Origin of the sequence: Micromonospora sp. NPDC047187 (genome assembly GCF_040643355.1) — a bacterium.
GTDB classification, from domain to species: domain Bacteria; phylum Actinomycetota; class Actinomycetes; order Mycobacteriales; family Micromonosporaceae; genus Micromonospora; species Micromonospora salmantinae.
The window spans coordinates 31,331-51,338 of the sequence record NZ_JBEYUF010000029.1; the positions used below are offsets into that span (position 1 = coordinate 31,331).

17 protein-coding genes and 1 pseudogene are annotated in these 20,008 nt (G+C 70.5%); 6 read left to right on the plus strand and 12 right to left on the minus strand.

The features are described 5' to 3' along the window. Positions 1-34: 34 nt before the first annotated feature. The 3 genes from ABZ794_RS29770 (at position 35) to ABZ794_RS29780 (ending at position 4,101) form a co-directional block, all read left to right on the plus strand. Positions 35-655: a TetR family transcriptional regulator gene (locus tag ABZ794_RS29770; RefSeq protein ID WP_357518667.1), complete on the plus strand. Its 621-nt coding sequence runs from the start codon at positions 35-37 to the stop codon at positions 653-655. Positions 656-728: 73 nt separating this feature from the next. Beyond that, on the plus strand, positions 729-2,309 hold the full coding sequence (locus ABZ794_RS29775; RefSeq protein ID WP_357518669.1) for an MDR family MFS transporter: 1,581 nt from the start codon (positions 729-731) through the stop codon (positions 2,307-2,309). A gap of 232 nt (positions 2,310-2,541) precedes the next feature. Further along, positions 2,542-4,101 carry an OFA family MFS transporter gene (locus ABZ794_RS29780; RefSeq protein ID WP_238690134.1) on the plus strand — a complete coding sequence of 520 codons (1,560 nt, stop codon included), beginning with the start codon at positions 2,542-2,544 and terminating at the stop codon, positions 4,099-4,101. Between the two features lie 86 nt (positions 4,102-4,187). Here ABZ794_RS29780 and nrfD read toward each other — a convergent pair whose 3' ends face one another. The 6 genes from nrfD to ABZ794_RS29810 all read right to left on the minus strand — a co-directional run bounded on the left by nrfD (position 4,188) and on the right by ABZ794_RS29810 (position 10,193). Then, positions 4,188-5,153 (minus strand): NrfD/PsrC family molybdoenzyme membrane anchor subunit, encoded by a 966-nt coding sequence (nrfD, locus tag ABZ794_RS29785; protein WP_210786326.1) that lies wholly within the window; start codon positions 5,151-5,153, stop codon positions 4,188-4,190. Further along, on the minus strand, positions 5,150-6,193 hold the full coding sequence (locus ABZ794_RS29790; RefSeq protein WP_357518671.1) for a 4Fe-4S dicluster domain-containing protein: 1,044 nt from the start codon (positions 6,191-6,193) through the stop codon (positions 5,150-5,152). The genes nrfD and ABZ794_RS29790 overlap by 4 nt, the downstream gene beginning before the upstream one ends. 3 nt (positions 6,194-6,196) lie before the next feature. Next, positions 6,197-9,472: a formate dehydrogenase gene (gene fdh, locus ABZ794_RS29795; RefSeq protein ID WP_255750838.1), complete on the minus strand. Its 3,276-nt coding sequence runs from the start codon at positions 9,470-9,472 to the stop codon at positions 6,197-6,199. Between the two features lie 78 nt (positions 9,473-9,550). Next, the gene (locus ABZ794_RS29800) at positions 9,551-9,832 is read right to left on the minus strand and encodes a hypothetical protein (protein ID WP_357518673.1); all 282 of its coding nucleotides are present in this window, start codon (positions 9,830-9,832) and stop codon (positions 9,551-9,553) included. A 20-nt stretch (positions 9,833-9,852) separates the two neighbouring features. Continuing rightward, on the minus strand, positions 9,853-10,005 hold the full coding sequence (locus ABZ794_RS29805; protein ID WP_357518675.1) for a hypothetical protein: 153 nt from the start codon (positions 10,003-10,005) through the stop codon (positions 9,853-9,855). Next, the gene (locus ABZ794_RS29810) at positions 9,987-10,193 is read right to left on the minus strand and encodes a hypothetical protein (RefSeq protein WP_357518677.1); all 207 of its coding nucleotides are present in this window, start codon (positions 10,191-10,193) and stop codon (positions 9,987-9,989) included. The genes ABZ794_RS29805 and ABZ794_RS29810 overlap by 19 nt, the downstream gene beginning before the upstream one ends. 88 nt (positions 10,194-10,281) lie before the next feature. Between ABZ794_RS29810 and ABZ794_RS29815 the strand changes: the two genes are divergently transcribed. After that, entirely contained in the window at positions 10,282-11,274 is a 993-nt protein-coding gene (locus tag ABZ794_RS29815) for a hypothetical protein (protein WP_357518679.1), read from the plus strand. A 9-nt stretch (positions 11,275-11,283) separates the two neighbouring features. Here ABZ794_RS29815 and ABZ794_RS29820 read toward each other — a convergent pair whose 3' ends face one another. The 6 genes and pseudogenes from ABZ794_RS29820 to map form a co-directional block, all read right to left on the minus strand. Further along, a complete protein-coding gene (locus ABZ794_RS29820; protein WP_357518681.1) occupies positions 11,284-13,191 on the minus strand; it encodes a hypothetical protein in 1,908 nt (635 codons plus the stop codon). Further along, positions 13,188-13,952 (minus strand): ABC transporter ATP-binding protein, encoded by a 765-nt coding sequence (locus ABZ794_RS29825; RefSeq protein ID WP_357518683.1) that lies wholly within the window; start codon positions 13,950-13,952, stop codon positions 13,188-13,190. The genes ABZ794_RS29820 and ABZ794_RS29825 overlap by 4 nt, the downstream gene beginning before the upstream one ends. A gap of 154 nt (positions 13,953-14,106) precedes the next feature. Next, positions 14,107-14,907 (minus strand): FkbM family methyltransferase, encoded by an 801-nt coding sequence (locus tag ABZ794_RS29830; protein ID WP_357518685.1) that lies wholly within the window; start codon positions 14,905-14,907, stop codon positions 14,107-14,109. Positions 14,908-14,943: 36 nt separating this feature from the next. Next, positions 14,944-16,590 (minus strand): sulfatase-like hydrolase/transferase, encoded by a 1,647-nt coding sequence (locus ABZ794_RS29835; protein WP_357518687.1) that lies wholly within the window; start codon positions 16,588-16,590, stop codon positions 14,944-14,946. Between the two features lie 280 nt (positions 16,591-16,870). Beyond that, positions 16,871-17,585, minus strand: a pseudogene (locus tag ABZ794_RS29840) (CDP-alcohol phosphatidyltransferase family protein); the annotation flags it as partial. Between the two features lie 186 nt (positions 17,586-17,771). Further along, the gene (gene map, locus ABZ794_RS29845; RefSeq protein WP_210785396.1) at positions 17,772-18,545 is read right to left on the minus strand and encodes a type I methionyl aminopeptidase; all 774 of its coding nucleotides are present in this window, start codon (positions 18,543-18,545) and stop codon (positions 17,772-17,774) included. Positions 18,546-18,610: 65 nt separating this feature from the next. Between map and ABZ794_RS29850 the strand changes: the two genes are divergently transcribed. Beyond that, the gene (locus ABZ794_RS29850) at positions 18,611-18,913 is read left to right on the plus strand and encodes a helix-turn-helix transcriptional regulator (protein WP_357518689.1); all 303 of its coding nucleotides are present in this window, start codon (positions 18,611-18,613) and stop codon (positions 18,911-18,913) included. Between the two features lie 182 nt (positions 18,914-19,095). Then, positions 19,096-19,962, plus strand: coding sequence for an aldo/keto reductase (locus tag ABZ794_RS29855; protein WP_357518691.1), 867 nt, complete (start codon positions 19,096-19,098; stop codon positions 19,960-19,962). Positions 19,963-20,008 lie beyond the last annotated feature (46 nt).

Consider the following 20,008-nt stretch of genomic DNA (forward strand, 5'->3'; position numbering starts at 1 on the left):
CAGGCTGCGCAAGTTCGCTCCTAATCTCGCCGGCGTGACCGACATCGACCACGCCGCGCCCGGACGTCGCGACCGCAAGAAGGCGCAGACGCGGGCCGCGCTGACCGCCGCCGCGTTGCGGCTGGTCGCCGAACGCGGCCTGGAGCACGTCACGGTGGAGGAGATCAGCGAGGCCGCTGACGTGTCCTCGCGGACCTTCTTCAACTACTTCACCTGCAAGGACGAGGCCCTCACCGACGATCCGGCACTCGACGGCAACCCGGTCGTGGCGCGACTGGCAGCCGCCCCGGCGCAGGTGTCGGCGTTGCAGGCAGTGCGGGCCGCCCTCGACGAGTCGGTCGACTCGATCCAGGCCGACCGGGAGTTGTGGCGGCTGCGACTGACTGTCATCGCCCAGAACCCCGCGCTGCTGCCTCGGCTGGTGGCCGGCAACAGCGCGACCGAGCAGGCCATGGTCGCGGTCGTCGCCACCCGCCTCGGCGTCGGCCCCGACCACGGCCACCCGCCGCTGGTCGTCGCTGTCGCCGGTGCCGCCTTCCGCACCGCCCTGCTGCGCTGGGCCGCCGGCGACGACGCCCGGCCCCTGCACGACTTCGTCGACGAGGCGTTCGCCGCGGTCGCCGCCGGCCTGCCCGATCCGCCGTCCCCCTCCTGACCCGCCAGTCCGTGCCCCGCCACATCAGCTCCGGGGCCAGCCACTGGGCCACAAACCCGACAAGGGAGCGTCAATGACCACCACCGTCCCGCCCGCCGACACCGCCGACGTCGGCACGCGCATGTCGCGTCGGGAGGTTCTGCAGGCCCTCTCCGGCCTGATGGTCGGCATGTTCGTGTCCATCCTCGCCTCCACTGTGGTGGCGAACGCGCTGCCGCGGATCATCGCGGATCTGAACGGCAGCCAGACCGTCTACACGTGGATCGTCACCAGCGAACTGCTCGCCATGACGGCGACGGTGCCGCTGTGGGGCAAGATGGCCGACCTTTACAGCAAGAAGCTGCTGATCCAGTTGTCGCTGGGACTGTTCGTGGTGGGTTCACTCATCGCGGGCTTCACGCCGAACGTCGAGGTTCTGCTGCTCAGCCGGGTCGTCCAGGGCATCGGCGCCGGCGGCATGACAGCGCTGGCCACGATCGTCATGGCGGCGATGATCCCGCCGCGTGAGCTGGGCCGCTACGCCGGCATCTTCGGCGCGGTCTTCGGTGTGGGCACCATCGCCGGCCCGCTGATCGGCGGCCTGCTCGTCGACACGTCGTGGCTGGGCTGGCGGTGGTGCTTCCTGATCGGCGTCCCGTTCAGCATCGTCTCCATCGCCCTGCTCCAGCGCACCCTGCACCTGCCGGTCGTCCGCCGCAAGGCGAAGATCGACTGGCTGGGCGCCCTGCTCATCACCTCGGGTGTCTCTACGCTGCTGATCTGGTCGTCCCTGGCCGGCAACAAGTTCGACTGGGCCTCCGGCTGGACGGCAGTGATGGTCATCGGCGGGCTGGTTCTGCTGGCGCTGGCCGTGGTCGTCGAGTCGCGGGCGGCGGAGCCGATCGTCCCGCTGAGCATCTTCCGCAACCGCACGGTGTCCCTGGCCACCATCGCCAGCGTGCTGGTCGGTGTCGCGATGTTCGGCGGCACCGTCTTCCTGTCCCAGTACTTCCAGATCTCGCTGGGCAAGTCGCCCACCGTCGCGGGCCTGATGAGCCTGCCGATGATCTTCGGTCTGCTCGTCTCGTCGACGGTGGCCGGTCAGCTCATCACGAAGTACGGCCGGTGGAAGGCGTACCTGGTGGCCGGCGCCGCGGTGATGACCGTCGGGATGCTGCTGCTGGGCACCATCGACGCCAACACCAGCGTCGTCGTGCTGTCGATCTACATGGCCGTGCTGGGCGTCGGCGTCGGCATGCTCATGCAGAACCTCGTGCTCGCCGCGCAGAACGACGTGCCGGCCCACGAACTCGGTGCCACCACCTCCGTGCTGACGTTCTTCCGCAGCATGGGCGGCGCGATCGGAGTCAGCGCCCTCGGCGCGGTCCTGGCAAGTCGGGTGACCTCGCTGACGACCGACCGGCTCGGCCCGGCGGCGACCGCCGGCGGTGGCTCCGCCGAGGTGCCCGACCTGTCCACCCTGCCCGAGCCTGTGCTGCGCATCGTGCAGGACGTGTACGGCATCGCCACCGCGGACCTCTTCCTGGTCGGCGCGCCGATCGCGCTGCTCGCGCTGATCGTCGTGCTGTTCATCAAGGAGAAGCCGCTGCACACCCTCAGCGGGGACGAACGACGCGCCCAGGAGGAGGCGGCCGCAAAGACCGCGGTCCACTGAGCCGTACGCCAGCAGAGCGGGGGCGGACCGGTTGGCCCGCCCCCGGTTCCGCGTTTCTCGGTAACGACATGGCGTGAACCCGTTGCCACGTAACGTGAGATCGAGCCGGTCAACGGCTGACGCCAGACGTGCGCCGAGCCGCCACTGCGGCGGCGCCCCTCGGCCAACTGCCGGGTCGGACAGCTCGGCAACGTCGCGGCCCACTCAGCCGCAGGAGGTGTGGACGATGCCCATGCTGTCGGTCTTCGATCCTCGGCACACCGTCGCTCCCCCGGGATACAGCCGCTGGCTCATCCCGACCGCGGCACTGGCCGTGCACGTCTGCATCGGCCAGGTCTACGCGACGAGCGTCTACAAGAACTCCCTCATCGCGCACTTCGACGTCAGCCAGACGGCAATCGGGGCGATCTTCAGTATCGCCATCGTCATGCTGGGCTCGTCGGCGGCGGTGGGTGGCCGTTGGGTCGAGCGGAACGGACCACGCCGGGCGATGTTCGTCTCGGCGTGCTTCTGGGCCGTCGGGTTCCTGGTCGGCGCGCTCGGCATCGCGACCCAACAACTCTGGCTGCTCTATCTCGGGTACGGCGTCATCGGCGGCATCGGGCTCGGCATCGGCTACATCTCGCCCGTCTCCACACTGATCAAGTGGTTCCCGGACCGCCCCGGCCTCGCCACCGGGCTGGCCATCATGGGGTTCGGCGGCGGCGCCCTGGTCGCCGGCCCGCTCGCGCGCCAACTGCTCTCCCTCTACGACTCCGGCTACAACCCCAACAACCCGGCGGCCGTGGCGTCGGGCAACGCCCTCGTGGCGCTCTTCGTCACGTTCGGCATCGGCTATTTCGTGATCATGATGTTCGGCCCGTTCAACGTCCGGGTGCCGGCGCCGGACTGGCGGCCCGCCGGATTCGACCCCGCGAGCGTCGCCGCCCGACCTCTGGTGACGACGGCGAGCGTGTCGGCGTCGAACGCCGTGCGTACCCGGTCGTTCTGGTTGTTGTGGATCGTGCTGTTCTGCAACGTCACAGCGGGCATCGGCATCCTGGAGCAGGCAAGCCCGATGATCCAGGACTTCTTCCGGGACAACGGGACCGCCACCACGGTCTCGGTGACGGCGGCGGCCGGTTTCGTGGGAGTGCTGTCGCTGTTCAACATGGCTGGGCGGTTCGTCTGGTCGACGACGTCCGACCTCATCGGCCGCAAGCCCATCTACATGGTCTACCTCGGCGTCGGCATGGTGCTGTACCTGCTGCTCGCCGTGGCCGGTCACTCCGCGACAGCGGTCTTCGTGCTGATCGCCGCCGCGATCATCTCCTTCTACGGCGGTGGCTTCGCCACCATGCCCGCCTACCTGCGTGACCTGTTCGGCACCTTCCAGGTCGGGGCCATCCACGGCCGGATCCTCACCGCCTGGTCGGCAGCGGGTGTCGCCGGCCCGCTGATCGTCAACGGGATCCTCGACACGCAGGGCAAGCCCGGCACGCTCACCGCTGCGGCGTACCGGCCCGCGCTGTTCACAATGGTCGGCATCCTCGCCATCGGGTTCATCGCGAACCTGCTGGTGCGTTCCGTGCCCGAGCGGTTCCACGAACCGAACCGAGGACCGACCTCGCCCGTGGCGAAGGCCACCGTCACCGAGCCGGTCGCTCTCGGGCGGGACAGCCAGCCGCCCGCGCCGCCGCGCGTCGGTAGCCAGACCGGGCGGCTCTGGTTGTCGTGGCTGCTGATCGCGGTGCTCCTCGGGTACGGCATCGTCCAGACCGCGATCACCGCCGCGAAGCTGTTCACCGGCTGACCCGCGGCGGCCCACCGCCGCCAGACCTCTTGCACCGCTTCGGAAGGCGCCCCCTTGACGGGGCGCCTTCCGTTGCGACGATCCGCTCAGAGCCGGGTCGCCGACCGCTTCTCGTCGAGCCGCTCCCGCTGTGGCACCACCGTGTACTTCGGATCGCGGGCCGACACCCGTCCCGCCTCGAAGACGCCGAACCGGGTGGCGACAGACGATGCCACGAGGGCGGCGCCGGAGATCGCCGCCAGGACCCGGCTGCGTCGGCTGACCAGCGCGGTGGCGGCACCCACGGCGAGCAGAGCGCGTCCCGCCTTGACCAGCCGGCCGCTGCGTCCGTGCGTGTAGGGCTCGCTGGTGAGGCCCTGCCGCTCCAGCTGGTGCCCTCCGCCGAACTCGATGGCCGCGGCGGCCAGGGCGAGTCGTCGCAGTGGGGCGGCCTCCGCGGCCGGTGCCGCGATCAGTCCGACCCCGGACGCGGCGGCGAGCGCGCTGCCGGCGAAGACGAACGGCAGCGACGGGTAGGCGTCGTGCCACGACGGCACTGCAGTGTCGGCGAGCAGCACCCCCGTGTACGTGGCCAGCGCCGGCGCGGTGGCCGCGGCGGCCAGGCCGGCGACGTTGCCGATGGGCGGTGCGATCCGACGGGCGAGGCCGAGCACACCGTGCTGCGGGAGCAGCGGCGCGAGCTCGGCGACCGCTGCCACACCGGCCAGCGGGCCGAACGCGGCGAGAATCCAGGTGCCGACCGACATCGGCGAGGTCACCTTGGCCACCCGGAGCATGTGATGGAACCGGGCCGGCCGGCCGAGGTCGTGCACCAGCAGGTACGTGCTGGCGGCGACACCGCCGAGGGCCGTCCAACGGCCCACCTTGCGCAGCCCTGTTCGTCCGGTCAGTTGGGCGCCCGCGCCGATCAGCGCACTTCCGGCGGCGAGGCCTCCGGTGAACAGGTAGCCGGCGATGTCGTACTTCCACACCGGCGGCTTCAGTACCGGTCGGCCGTAGTAGGAGGCGAAGTCGGCCGGCGGCACCGTGAGCTGTTCACCGCCGCGGGTCATGGCCGCCTGCCCAGGAACGCGACCGCCGTGGCGACCGCCATCGTCATCGCCGCCAGGCCGGCACGCCTCCACATGGCCGGCAGGTCGCGGGTGGTCACAATCGGGTCCGGTGGCAGGCCGTACACCTCCGGCTCGTCGAGCAGCAGGAAGAACGCACCATCACCACCGACGCCGTCGTTCGGGTCGTGCCCGTACAACCGCGCCTCCGGCACGCCCCGCTCATGCAGCTTCGCCACCCGCGCGGCGGCCCGCTCCCGCAGCTCGTCCAGTTCGCCGTACTGGATCGACTCCGTCGGACACGCCTGGGCACACGCCGGCGTCATCCCCACCCCGAGCCGGTCGTAGCACAGCGTGCACTTCCACGCCCGACCGTCGTCCTTGCGTTGATCGATGACGCCGTACGGGCAGGCGGAGATGCAGTAACCGCAGCCGTTGCAGATGTCCTCCTGCACCACCACTGTGCCGAACTCCGTCCGGAACAGGGAACCTGTCGGGCAGACATCCAGGCAGGCCGCGTGGGTGCAGTGCTTGCACACGTCCGACATCATCAACCAGCGGAAATCCGTCCGCCCCTCCGCGCCCGAGCCCCGCCCCGGCGGCTGCGCACCCGGCATCCCCAGAAACTCCGGCCCGCCCGACATGCGGGCCGCCGCGGCGGGCGAGCCCGTGTCGAGGCCGGGGTCCGTCCCGGTGTCGGTGCTGGTACGCGCGCCGGCCGCCGCCGTCACCGGGCTGATCGCCGGCCCGTCCGGGTCCCCCGCGAACGCCGGAGTCGCCCAGCCGGCCGAACGGGGCTGCTCCACGAACGCGACGTGTCGCCACGAGTTCGCGGTCAGCGCGCCGGTGTTGTCGTACGACATGCCCAGCAGGTCGAGCCCACTCTCGGGGACGCCGTTCCACTCCTTGCAGGCCACCTCGCACGCTTTGCAGCCGATGCAGACGCTGGTGTCGGTGAAGAACCCCATCCGCGGTGGCGGGTTCTCGTAGCCGGCGTCCGGCGCGGGGTCCAGCGGCCCGTACAGGGCGTTGGCATGGGGCATCGGTCAGGCCTCCTGGTCGCTGCTGCTGTCGGCGACGTCGGTCGTGACCATCGGCGGGTAACGGTGGACGAGGTTCCCCGACCGCCGCCGGTAGTCGACGACGAGGTCCACCAGGTCCTGTCCTCTGGGGCGTCGTCCGGGCCGGACGTCGCACGTGCCGACCTTGCTCTCCTGAATCAGGACGTTGGGGTCGAGGGTGATGCCGAACAGGTCGTTGGCCGAATCGCCGGTCACCAGACCCTCGTAGCCGAAGTGGTACGGCAGCCAGACCTGGTGGATGATCCGGCCATCCACTCGCAGCGGCGTCACGCGGTCGGTCACCAGCACCTTCGCCTCGACTGCCGCCCGGCTGGTGACCAGGTGGGCCCAGCCCAGGTGACTCAACCCTCGCAGGGCCGCCAACTCCGGCGACACCTCGACGAACATCTCGGGCTGCAGCTCGGCCAGCGGTGACACCGTCCGGCTCATCCCACCGGCGGTGTGGTGCTCGGTGAGCCGGCTGACAGTGAACACGTACGGGAACACCTGGCTGTGCTCCTGCGGCGGGCTCGGGTTGAGCGTGTTGATCGGGTGGGTGTAGACCTTGCGGGTCGGGTTGGCCTGCTGTCGGTAGAGCGGGTTGCGCACCGGCGACTCGACCGGCTCGTAGTGGGTGGGCATCGGTCCGTCGAGCACGCCCGTGGGCGCGTACAGCCAGCCCTTGCCGTCGCCCTGGAGGATGAACGGGTCGTCGCCGGCGATGCCCGCCACACCCGAGGCGTCGTGCGCCGGTCGGTAGGACGGCGGTTTGGTCTTTTCGAAGTCCGGCACGTCGTAGCCGGTCCACTCGCTCTTGTCCGCGTCCCACCAGACGTAGCGTTTGCGCTCACTCCACGGGTTGCCGTCCGGGTCCGCGGAGGCACGGTTGTAGAGGATGCGCCGGTTCGCCGGCCACGCCCAACCCCACTCGGGCGCCACCAGGGACTGCTCCGAGCCGGGTTTGCGGCGGGCCGCCTGGTTGACGCCGTCGGCGTACACGCCGGTGTAGATCCAGCAACCGCCGACTGTGGAGCCGTCGTCCTTCATCTCGGTGAACGACGCCAGCGGCCGGCCGGTCGCCACGTCGTACCCGTTGATCTCGCGCAGCACCGCCTCGGCGCTCGGCTCGGCGGTCGGGCCGTGCGTGGGGTAGTCCCAGGCGAGGTCGAGCAGCGCACGGTCGCGCGGCTTCGTCGACGTCGCCAGCCGTTCCCGGATGACGCGACCGAGGTGGTAGAAGAACCAGAGTTCGGAACGGGCGTCGCCTGGCGGCTCGACGGCCTTCTCCCGCCACTGCAACAGCCGTTGGGTCTGGGTGAAGGTGCCCTCCTTCTCCACGTGGGAGGCGGCCGGCAGGAAGAACACCTCGGTGCGGCACCGCTCGGGCGCGATCTCGCCGGTCTCGATCTCCGGCGCGTTCTGCCAGAACGTGGCGCTTTCGATCATGAAGAGGTCCCGGACGACGAGCCAGTCGAGGTTGGCCATGCCGAGCCGCTGCGCCCGGCCGTGCGCCGAACCGACCGCCGGGTTCTGCCCGAGCAGGAAATAGCCCTTGATCTTGCCGTCGATCATGTCGAGCACCTGCTGGTAGGTGCCGTGGTCCCCGGTCATCCGCGGCAGGTACCCGTAGCAGTAGTCGTTGTCGGCGGTTGCCGCATCACCCCAGTACGCCTTGAGCAGGTTGACGCCGTAGGTGCGGGCGTTGCCCCAGAAGCCCTTCTGCCCGGGGTGCGCGATGCTGTCCACCCACTCGTCCAGGGTCGGGTGATTGGCGTGGTGCGGCATCGGCAGGTAGCCCGGAAGCAGGTTGAACAGCGTCGGGATGTCGGTGGACCCCTGGATGCTGGCGTGCCCGCGCAGGGCCATCACCCCGCCACCCGGGCGGCCCACGTTGCCCAGCAGGAGCTGGATGATCGCGCCGGTCCGGATGTATTGCACGCCGACGCTGTGCTGCGTCCAACCCACCGAGTAGACGAGCATGCCGGTCCGGTCCCGGCCGGAGTTCTCCGTCCACGCCCGGGCCAGTTCGAAGAACTTCTCCTGCGGGATGCCGCAGACCCGTTCCACCATCTCCGGGGTGTAGCGGGCGAAGTGCCGCTTGAGGATCTGGTAGACGCAGCGCGGGTGCTGCAACGTCTCGTCCCGTTCGGTCTCGCCGCCGACGGGCGCACCGTGTGACTCGTTCTCCAGCCCGGCCGCCGTCTCCCGCTGTGTCTCGCTGTCGCGGGTCGTCTGGTTCTGCGAGTGGCCCTGGTAGCGCCAACTGGCCTGGTCGTAGGTGGCGTTGTCGTCGTTGAAGCCGGAGAAGAGGCCGTGCATGTCCTCGGTGTCGGCGTACTCCTCGGTCACGATGGTCGCGGCGTTGGTGTAGGCGACGACGTACTCCCGGAAGTCCAGCTCGTTGTCGAGGATGTAGCGCACCACCCCGCCGAGCAGCGCGATGTCGGTGCCCGCCCGGATCGGCAGGTACGAGTCAGCCAGCGCGCTGGTTCGGGTGAACCGCGGGTCGACGTGGAAGACCTTCGCCCCCCGACGTTTGGCCTCCATCACCCACTGGAAACCCACCGGGTGCGCCTCGGCCATGTTCGAACCCTGGATGACGATGACGTCGGAGTTCGACAGGTCCTGCTGGTACTGGGTAGCGCCGCCACGACCGAAGCTGGTCCCCAGACCGGGGACGGTGGCGGAGTGTCAAATACGGGCCTGGTTCTCGATCTGGAGCGCCCCCATCGCGGTGAACAACTTCTTGATGAGGTAGTTCTCCTCGTTGTCCAGCGTCGCCCCACCCAGACTGGAGATGCCCAGCGTCCGGTTGAGCGCTCGACCCTCGGCGTCGACGTCCTCCCAGGTCTCGTCCCGGGCGGCCAGGACCCGATCGGCGATCATATTCAGCGCCGTGTCGAGGTCGAGGTCCTCCCACTCGGTGCCGTACGGCCGGCGGTAGCGGACCGTGGTCTGCCGCAGCGGGCTGGTGACCAGGCTCTTGCTCGCCGAACCCTTCGGGCAGAGCCGACCCCGCGAGATCGGGCTGTCCGGATCACCCTCGATCTGACTGACCCGCCCGTCCTTCACGAACACCCGCTGACCACAACCCACAGCGCAGTACGGGCAGACCGAACGGGCCACCGAATCGGCGGTATCGGTGCGGGCGGTGAGCGCGCGGGACCCGTCGGACTTCGCCGCGGCGCCCCGGCCCAGCGGGTCCGTGCCGGTGAGCTGGCGATAGACCGGCCAGCCCTCGAACCAGCTGCGCACCCCCATCGCCGCACCTTCCCCACCAATCCCGCCAAATATGAACACTCTGACGTTAGATGAGGTGCTGGCCCGGTCGCAGCGAGATCACCAACAGTCATGCCTACCCCAGCTCTTCGCTGCGGGCCGGGAGAGGCATGGAGTACGACGCTGGTCAGTGCGGTTGCAGCTGGCCGATGTGCTGATGTGCTGATCGCTGAAGCTCCGGTAGCGGCGCAGCTCCCAGAACAACCAGCCGATGCTGATGATCGCCAACACGACGAAGACCAGCGAACCGGAGAACGTGTCCCACAGGGTGTGCAGGACGACGACACCCAGGAACGTGCCGATGAACCCGAAGAGCCGAGCGACGCTCGGGCTCGCCAGCAACGCCCAGAGCGCACCGGCGGTCAGCCCGGTCCAGGCGGTGTGACCGGCGGCGCGATGCCGATGATCAGCCCGTCGGAGGGCACCCGGCGACGACGCTGGGCCACCACCGTGAACAGCAGCACCACCGGGACGATCAGCTTCGCCGACTCCTCGATCAACGCGACGAACAGCATCGGCAGAGTGCCGAGGCCGGCACCTGCCACCGCCCGGTCCGGGCCTGCGCGAACGTCAGGAACGTCAACGGCACCAACGTCGCCCCGAGCAGGATCAACGCCGGTATCAGCATCACAGAGATCACTGGTGGCGAAGCTGACATCGTGTCGCCGGACCAGGCGGACGGATCTTTCAGCTCCTCAGTCATGTCCACAGCATGCCGGACAGCATCCACTCCCATGGCTACGACCCAACGAGTACCGCCACGGCTTCTCGTCGTGCGTAGGCTCGCGGCTGTGCGCCCGTTGCTGATCGCCGAGACAGTGGTGACGCCGCCGACCTTCGTCGAGTGGCTGACCGACACGGGGCTACTGGCGTGGAGCCATCGTTCGCTGCGCGTATCGCACTCGGACCTGACGGTCGCGCTGGCGTGGGCGTCCTCCGACGCTGACCCGATCCTGGCCGTCGGTGTGGCTCCGGACCGGTCGCGGTTCGCGCTCGTGGGACCTCGACAGGTGCAGGTTCGCAGCGCCGACGGCCGCGTCCGGTGGACAGTCGAGCACGGCAGGGTCTTGTCGACAGGTTGGCCACGGCCGAGCTGTCACCTGGCCGGGGACGATCTTCTCTGGCTGTTTCTGCCCGACGGTGCCGGCGACCAACTCGTCGTGTTGGACACGTCCCGAGGCGGCACCGAGGTGGGCCGGCGCCCCCTTCAGACAGTTGAAGGCTCCGCCACCTTCGTCCTGGACGCCAATCGACAGCACGTCGGGCTGCACATCGCGGTGGGACCGGAAACCTGCCTCAGTTATCGCTGGACGACGGGCGATCGGCGGCTGGTCGCCGGGCAGATCCTGAACGGCTGCCTGGCCGACACGAACGCCAGCGGGAGCTTCTATCTCTCCATGCCGCACGGCAGCGGCTGGATCGCGATACGCGATGGTGCCGACGACAGTGTTCGGATAGAGCGCCGCTACGACGACATCCCGGAGTTCGGCGACTCCGACGACTACCGGATGTACGAGACCGGGGCCGTCGTATCCGACGACTGGGTGATGGTCGGCGTCGCGACCGACCAGGGTGACGCCGAGCAGCATCTCCTGCTTTCCACCCGTACGCTGCGCCCGCAGACCGTGATGGACTACGGCATCGACATGCCCCAGAACTCGATCCTGTCCGCCGGTGGACACGGACGGTGGATGACGCATGACGCCCGCCTCGGGGTGGTCCGCCTCTGGCAACTGCGGGAGCCACACACGGACGAGGTCGAGGGCCAGCTCGGGCTGTGGTAGAGCTGTGGCTCAGGAGCCGCCGGGTTGCGGTCGGCGATCCCACAGCACCAGGCCGGTGAGCAGCATCGCGACGCCCAGGCCGACCATCGCCAACCCCATGGCCGTGTGCGCGCTCCCGCTCAGGTGACCGGCCACGATCCACCCGCTGTCGATTCCGAACGCCAACGGCATCAACCCCTGCGGGATCACCGGGATCCACCCGACCGTCAGCAACCCCAGCGCCCAGGCGGTCGACGTGTTCTCCCGATACCACTGCAGGTCCCAGGTCAGCGGAAGCACCGTCTCCGGAGGCCGGCTCCGCTGACCTGCCGCGGCGAGCACCGTCGTGCCGCGCCGGGCGAGCCGCTCGTCGGCCAACCACACGCCACCCCACCAGGCTGCGGCGCCTCCGAGCAGCCCGACCAGCGGCAACAGCGGCGCCACCTCCGACGGGCCCCAGATCACCAGGGCGAGCACCGGCGCGGTGGCGAGCAGCCCAGCCGCGGTGGCGACCAGCACACTGACGATGTCGGTCGGGTTGTCGGCCGCGGTCGGATGCCGCGGGTCGGCCACCGGGCGTACGCGCAGCAGCGACACCCACACCGGCACCGACGCGCCCGCGCCGAGCAGAGCCGGCAGGGTGGAGAGCGCGGCCAGCGGGTCGACGTCGGGCGCGAGGATGACACCGGCGACGGCGAGCAGCACCCCGATCGGGGTGACCAGCACCAGCCAGGCCAGGGCCCGGCCCCGGACCTCGGCCCGTTCGCCGCCGGGCGTGGTGAGCGGCAGCCACAACGCGGTGCCGTCCAGCCCGACCAGCCCGGCCGACATCGCCGCCGCGCCGAGCACGGCGAGCGGTCCGGCCCACGGCAGCAGCAGGTCCACGTCGGACAGCAGCGGCAGGCCGGCGAGCAGCGCCCCGTACACCACGGCGAACGCCAGATACTGCAACCGCAACGGATGCCGCGTCCAGGCCCGCAGCTCACGGCCGACGACCGCCCGCGTCGCGGCCGGCACCCACGCCCGCCAGCCGCGCTGCGCCTGCCCATCTTCGGCCGGTGACGCCGCCGTGGTTCCGCGCCGCGCGGCCAGATCGTCGCCGCCGCGCCGCACGAGCGGGAGCGCTGTGGTCCGGCGCGGCCGGAACGGCACGCCCGTGGCGATCACCCTTCGGACGAGCATGATGTACGCGGCGGCGCAGAGCGCCACGATGCCCACCAGGGTCGCCGTCAGGCGCGCCCCCTGCCCGGTCGGCCCGGTCACGGCGGAGAGCGGCCAGGCGCTCGGCACGTACGCCATGGCCCGGACCACCTCCTCCGGCGCTGCCACGAGCAGGACCGACACCCACGGGAAGACCGCCCAGAGCGACCCGGCGACACCCATCGCCGTACCGGTGAAGACGCCGGTGAGCAGCGCCCCGGCCGGACCGCCGGCGTGGCCGACGACCTCCAGCGCGATCGCCGAGCCGATCAGCCCGAGCAGCCAGAGCAGCACCGCGCCGCCGGCGGTGACGAGGACCGCGACGGCGCCGTACCGGGCGGCGTGCACCGGCAGCGCGGCGAGTGCCACCAGCGAGACGGCCGGGCCGATGCCGATCGCCGACGCGGCGAGCAGACCGACTGCGGCCGGGATCCCGCCGATCGGCTCCAGCCGCAGGTGGGCCGGGCGGACCCGGCCGCGCCCGCCACCGAGCAGCAGCGGCAACACGATCCAGCCGAGGACCCACGCCCCGGCGAGCAGGCCGAGGGTGTGCTGGTCGCCGCGGAGCGCGTACCGGATCAACCAGGCGGCGGCGAGCAGACCGACCAGGCCGGCCACTGTGGGCCCGGGGTGCTCGCGCAGCGAGCGACGCAGCATCGTGGCGCGCATCCGGGCCGGCACCGCGATCGCGCCGAGGGTGCCGCCCAGCCGGCCGGGGGCGCTCAGTTCCGTGCTCATCGTGCCCCGGTCAGCCAGGCCAGACCGGCGCTGCCGGAGGCTTCGGCGCCGACCAACTCGACGAACCGGTCCTCCAGGCTGCGGCCGGCGGCGACCTCGGCGACCGACCCGGCGGCGACCACCCGGCCCTGATGGATCACGGTGACCTCGTCGCACATCTGCTCGACGAGCAGCATCGAGTGGGTGGACAGCACGCAGGTGCCGCCGCCGGCCACGAACCGGCGCAGCACCTGGCGGATGGTGGCCGCGGAGACCGGGTCGACCGCCTCGAACGGTTCGTCGAGCACGAGCAGCCGGGGCGCGTGCAGCAGCGCCTGGGCGAGGCCGAGCTTCTTGCGGGTGCCGGTGGAGCAGTCGGCCAGCGGGGTGCCGGCGCCCTTGGTCAGGCCGAGCACGTCGATCAGTTCGGCGGCACGGTCGGTGGCAGTGGCGCGGGGCAGCCCGCGCAGGCCGGCGCTGTAGCGCAGCAGTTCGGCACCGGTGAGGCGTTCGGGGAAGTCGAGGCCGTCGGGCAGCACGCCGGTCAGCGCGCGGGTCTGGCGGCGGTCGCGCAGCGCGTCGTGGCCGAGGATCCGGATCTGCCCGGAATCCGGGGTGACCAGGCCGACGGCCATCCCGATGGTGGTGGACTTGCCGGCGCCGTTGGGCCCGACAACGCCGTGGAAGGTGCCGGGGTGGACGGTCAGATCGATGCCGTCCACCGCGCGATGCGCCGCGAAGGTCTTGACCAGGCCACGGATTTCGAGTGCCGGGGGGATCACGCGCCGAGCATAGGTGACCTTGTCAGGCGGCGCGGCCCGCCGCTCAACAGTCCACAGTGGGCGGAAGTGCTCAGACGACGTGCACCAGCCGGAAGCGCTCGGTCACCACCAGGGTGTCGTCGTCCACTGTGAACAGCGCTCCGGCCGTGGATGGTCAGCTGTCGGTGGCAGCCACCTGGTGTCCGGACACGCAGTACACGTCGCCGGAGTTCGCGGCGTGCGGCAGGTCGTGCAGGTGCGTCGCCAGGTCGGTCGCGGACATCCACCGTCGGAACGTCATCGACTTGTCGTCGCCCACCGCGACGTCGAAGCCGTCGAAGCCCAGCGCGGTCAGGCGATCGAGACACCGGTCGGCGACCGCACGGGCGATGGTGGTGAACTCGAACGACAAGGCGGGCAGTGGGCGGCTCAGGCCGGCCAGCACCTCGTCCTCGAAACCCTCAACGTCGATTTTGGTGAAGGTCGGCACGCCGTACGTCTCGATCAGCGCATCGACGGTGACCACCGGGACCTCGATGTCGGTGTCCCACACCTGGCCCTCCCACCCGCCCGCGCCCCTCGCCGCGCGGACGAAGTCCGGTGAGGCGGTCGAGACGGTGGGGTTGGCGGAGTTGACGTGCAACCGGGTGCGCCCAGGGAGCGCGCCACACGCCGCGTCGACAAGGGTCACCTGGTCGTCGTCGGCGTAGATCGCCCGCAGGACGCGCAGACACAGCGGCTGCGGTTCCACAGCGACGACCCGGGCACCGAGGCGACGGAAGCTGGCGATGTGGTCGCCCACGTGGGAGCCGATGTCGAAGACGAGGTCCCCGCCGCCGACGAAGCGGGAGTAGAAGGCGTCCATCCTCGCGTCCCGCTCGGGATCGCCGTAGTAGACGTCCAGCGACCGGTGCAGCAGGGACAGGGCCGGGTCGGTCCGGAGCGCGGCGATCCTGGTGTCGGTGGTAGCCGTCATCTGTCTGGGGTCCAGTCCGTGAGAGAGGTGGCCGGGTTACGGTCCGAAGGCGGTCAGGAACCGGTCCCGGAAGGCGTCCATTCGCCAGACCGGCGCCTGCGGTCCGGGCTTCAGCCCGTCCTGCCAGCCCCACCCGGAGATCCGGTCCAATACGGCCCGATCACGGGTGATGATCGAGATCGGCACGTCGTGGCTGGCGTTCTCGCCGGTGACGACGGCGGCGGGTTGGTGGTCACCGAGGACGATGAACACGAGGTCGTCGTCTCCGTAGGTCCGCACGTAGGAGATGAGCGCGCCGAGGGTGTACTCGATGGACTTTCGGTAGTCCGCCCGGATCTGGCCGGTGTTGCGGCGCTTGTCGTCCGACCTGCCCGCGCCGGCCGCACGGTAGACCGCGCCGTCGCCGACGTCGGCCCAGTCGAGCAGCGGCGGCACGGGCGTCCAGGGCGCGTGACTCGACACCAACGCCAGCTCGGTCATCACGTTGCCGTCGCGCTTCGCCTGCTCCAGGTGCTGCCACCTTGCCAGGGTGTACTGGTCGGGCGGGGTGCCGAAGCTGAACTTCGGGCCACGGTACGCGAGCGCCTTGGCGTCGTAGAACCGGTCGTAGCCGAAAAAGGAACCCTCCGGCCACGGCCTGGTGACGGCGGGCATCACGCCGACGGTCTGCCAGTTCGCCCGCCGGAAGGCGCCATTGAGGGTCATCCGGTCACTGGCCAGCAGGGTGCGGTGCCGCTGGTCGTTGTCGATCCAGAGGCCGGAGAGCAGCGTGTCGTGCGCGAGCCAACTGCCGCCGCCGAAGGTCGGCGAGGTGAGGAAGCCGCTCTGCGCGGCGAAACCCGCCGCGCTCAGCTCGCTGGCGCCGCGGTCGAGGACCGCACCGACCTGCGGCGCGAACTCCGGATCCTCGACGGCGTCCCGGCCGTAGCTCTCCACGAAGGCGACCACCACGTTCTTGCCACGCAGCGCGGTCAGTAGCTGGTCACCCGGGGTGTCGCCGAACCTGTCGTCCTCGATCAGCGCGCCGAACGTCTCGCGGTCGTCGAGGCGCAGGCGCACCTGGAAGCCGTGACCGTTGGCCAGTGTGGTCGCGGACGTGTCGGCGACCGGCACGCCCTCGACCACCCGCACGTTGAACGCGGCGCAGGCCACCCAGACGACCACCAGCGCGGCCACGATCCGGGTGGTCCCGGTGCGGTGCCGGACCACCAGCCGCCGCAGTCGCCGCATCGACAGCGTGACCAGTGTGGGCAGGCCCACGGCCACCACCGCCAGGCTGATGGCGACGCCGGTGGCGGCGGGTCGACCGTACGACTCGCTGAGGAAGGCGAACCCCTCGTCGAGCAGCGCCCAGTCGAGCACCGGGTCGAACGCCCGGCTCAGCGAGGCGGTGAACCCCAGGTCGAGCAGCTTCAACACTCCGAGCAGGCCGAGGGCCACGCCGGCCAGCGTCGCGACCAGTCGGCTGCCACGAGACGGCAGGGCGAGCAGGAGGGCCACGACAAGCAGCGCCTCCAGGGGGATCCGCGCGAACGCCGCCGGGCTGAGCCGGCCGAAGTCGTACGGCACGGTGAGGACGAGCAGCACGAGCAGCGCGGCGAGCACTGTCGACAGCCGGGCGGCGATGGAGCGTTTCGGCCGATCCTCGACGTCGGTGGTGCCGTCCGAGACCTCGTCCCTCATCGCCCTCCGTCCCTGGTTCGGCAGCTGACGTACGCGCGTCAAGAGCGACAACCCGGGCATCCTTCCATGATCTTTGTTGGGCGCGGCATCCGGGCGGATCAGACGCGGGCGATCCCCCGTCGGGCGACGGCGACCGTGGGACGGTCCGACCACGGCAGCCCGTCCGTCCGGCCCGAGCCCAGCGCCGCTGCGGCGCTCGGGGCACTGTGGCTGACCGGGCTGCTCGCGTGGACCATCGCGACCGGGGCGTCGTGGATGTCCGGGGCGTGTCGGCTGCCCGCAGTGTCGTGGATGACGGTGCGGCGGAGGTGACGGGTCGTCCACAGCCACGCGACGTCACGCCCGAACGACTCGACCAGCAGCGCCAGTGACGCCAGCAGCACGACTGTCGTCAGCGGCCCGGGCAGCGCGTCGCCCATCGCCACCGTCAGCACCACGCCCTGGATGGCGGCGACGACCTTGCGCCAGTAGCGCGGCGGCAGGGATCCGCGCATCCACCCCACCACCCAGCTGGCGGCGACGAAGACGTACCGCATCGCGCCGATCACGAGCACCCAGCCACCCACCGCGGGGGCCACGTGCAGGCAGAGGACCAGGACCAGGAAGGAGTCGATCTCCATGTCGAAGCGCGCGCCGAGCTCGCTGGTGGTCCCGGTGCGGCGGGCCGTGTACCCGTCCACGGCGTCGAGGGCCAACGCCACGCTGGTGAGGACGACCATCAGGGTGACCGGCGCCGACCGGCCGAACGAGTCGGCGGCCAGGGCCGTCACGCCGCCGACGAGGATCGCCCGGCTCAGGGTCACCCGGTCGGCCGGGCTGAGGGCATCCGCGCCCGAGCGGGACATCCCCCGGCTGAGCAGGGCGCACAGGACCACCCCGTACGCCAGCCCCGCCGCCCAGCCCGCCGCGCCCAGACCGACCGTCTCGGCCAGCACCGCCAGCAGGGCGATCTGCACGAGCAGTCCGATGAGCGGACCAGTTCGAACCGTTGACATCGTGCCTCCGTGACTCTGGTGGGTGACCCTGACCGTCATCACGGAAAATATGACCGATCGGTTCATTCTGAACGCGACCCGGCAGGGTGCCACGGAGGGACGTGCCCCTTCGGCGGCCGGTTAATCGTCCACGGTGGGCGGCACGGCGTCGGCTGAGCGATGAGGGCGTCGACAGTGCCGTACGGGTCAGGACGTCGGCAGGGTGAGCACGTCCGCGCCGTCGTCGGTGATGGCGATGGTGTGCTCGCTGTGCGCCGTCCGGCAGCCCGTCGCGCTGCGGAGGGTCCAGCCGTCGGCATCGGTGACGAGCGTGGCGGTGTCCGCCATCACCCACGGCTCCAGCGCCAGCAGCAGCCCCGGGCGTAGCCGGTAGCCGCGACCGGGGCGCCCGGTGTTGGAGACGTGCGGGTCCTGGTGCATCGTCGATCCGACGCCGTGGCCGCCGAACTCCGTGTTGACCGAGTATCCCGCCGCCTTGAGAACCGAGCCGATCGCGTGGGAGAGGTCACCGATGGGAACGCCGGGGCCGGCGGCGGCGATCCCCGCCTGCAACGCGCGCTCGGTCGCGTCGATCAACGCGAGGCTCTCCGGGGGCCGCACGTCGCCCACGATGAAGCTGATGGCCGAGTCCGCGACGACTCCACCCTGGGAGACGGCGAGGTCGAGCGAGAGCAGATCGCCGTCGGCGAGCGGGTAGTCGTACGGCAACCCGTGCAGCACGGCGTCGTTCACCGACGTGCAGATGTAGTGGCCGAACGGCCCGCGCCCGAAGGAAGGCTCGTAGTCGACGTAGCAGGACTGCGCCCCGGCCTCGGTGATCATGGCCTGCGCCCACCGGTCGATGTCCAGGAGGTTCGTGCCGACCACGCAGCGGCTCTTCAGCGTCTGCAGGATGCCGGCGACCAGCGCGCCGGTGTCCTTCGCTCGCAGCACGTCGGCGGGGCTCAGGATCTCGATCATGCAGCGCCTTCCTCGGGAGACCAATAAGTATCCCGGCCATATTATCCCGGTACTAGAATCGGGGCATGGTCAGGTTGCCGCTCACTCCCGAAGAGCTCGAACGCGGACAGCGCCTCGGCGCGCTCCTGCGTCGAGCCCGTGGAGAGCGTTCGATGCTCCTCACCGCGCTGGACGCGGGCGTCTCGCCAGAGACCCTTCGAAAGATCGAGTCCGGCCGGATAGCCACCCCCGCCTTTCCGACCATCGCGGCGATCGCCGACGTCCTCGGCCTCTCCCTCGACGCCGTCTGGTCGGAGATCAACACGTCGGACGGCAGCGCCGAACTCCCCCGGCCGACGCGCACCCCGCGCGAACGGTTGGCGTCCTAGCGCGCGACGGTCTGCCGTCAGGGCGAAACGCCAATGCGGTCAGGACCCGAATGATCTGCCGGCTGTCACCGCGCTGCCGGCAAAGCGCTTCCCACGATAGATAACCTAACAGCGCCTCATCCCGATCGGTATCGGGCAGACGCCCGACTGCGCAGGTCAGTGGGGGTGGCTAGTTTCGCCCAATGCCCACCAACATGATCAGTGCGGAATCTGCGGGTACCTGGACGCTCGGCGACCTGAGCGTCAATCGGATCGGATTCGGCGCAATGCGCCTGACGGGTAACGGCGGCGCGCCGAGCGATCGCGCGCGGGTCATCGGCCTGCTACGCCAAGCGGTCGACCTCGGTGTGAACCACCTCGACACGGCGGCGTTCTACTTCTCGCCGCTCCGGTCGGCCAACGAGCTGATCAACAGTGCACTGTCGCCGTACGCCGACGACCTGGTCATCACCACGAAGGTCGGACCGGGCCGCGACCCCTCGGGAGAGTGGCTGCCGCTGGCCCGGCCGGATCAGCTGCGCGGACAGGTCGAGGAGAACCTGCGCCAACTCGGCCGCGACCATCTGGATGTCGTGAACCTGCGCCAAGACGGACTGGACTCGGTGGCGGAGCACTTCGGCGCGCTGGCCGAGCTACGTGACGCCGGACTCATCCGGCATCTCGGCCTGTCCAACATCCGTCCGCACCACCTCGCGCAGGCGCAGGCGATCGCCCCGGTGGTCTGCGTGCAGAACACGTACGGTGTCGACACCCGACGTACGCAGGATCAGCTCGTGCGCACCTGCGGTGAACAGAACATCGCATTCGTGCCGTTCTTCGCGATCGCCGGCGACCGACGTGAGGCCGGCGGCGTAGCCACCAACACGGCAGTGGAGGCCATCGCGCGCACGCACGGCGCGACGCCGGCGCAGGTGCGGATCGCCTGGACCCTCAGCCGCGGCCCGCACCTGCTGGCCATCCCCGGTACCGGCAACCCTGATCACCTGGTCGAGAACCTGGCCGCCGGGGCGCTGGCCCTGTCGCCGGACGAGTTGGCCAGCCTCGACTAGCGGCCCCGGCGGGATTTCAGCCCCGCCACGACCTCGACGGAAGGTC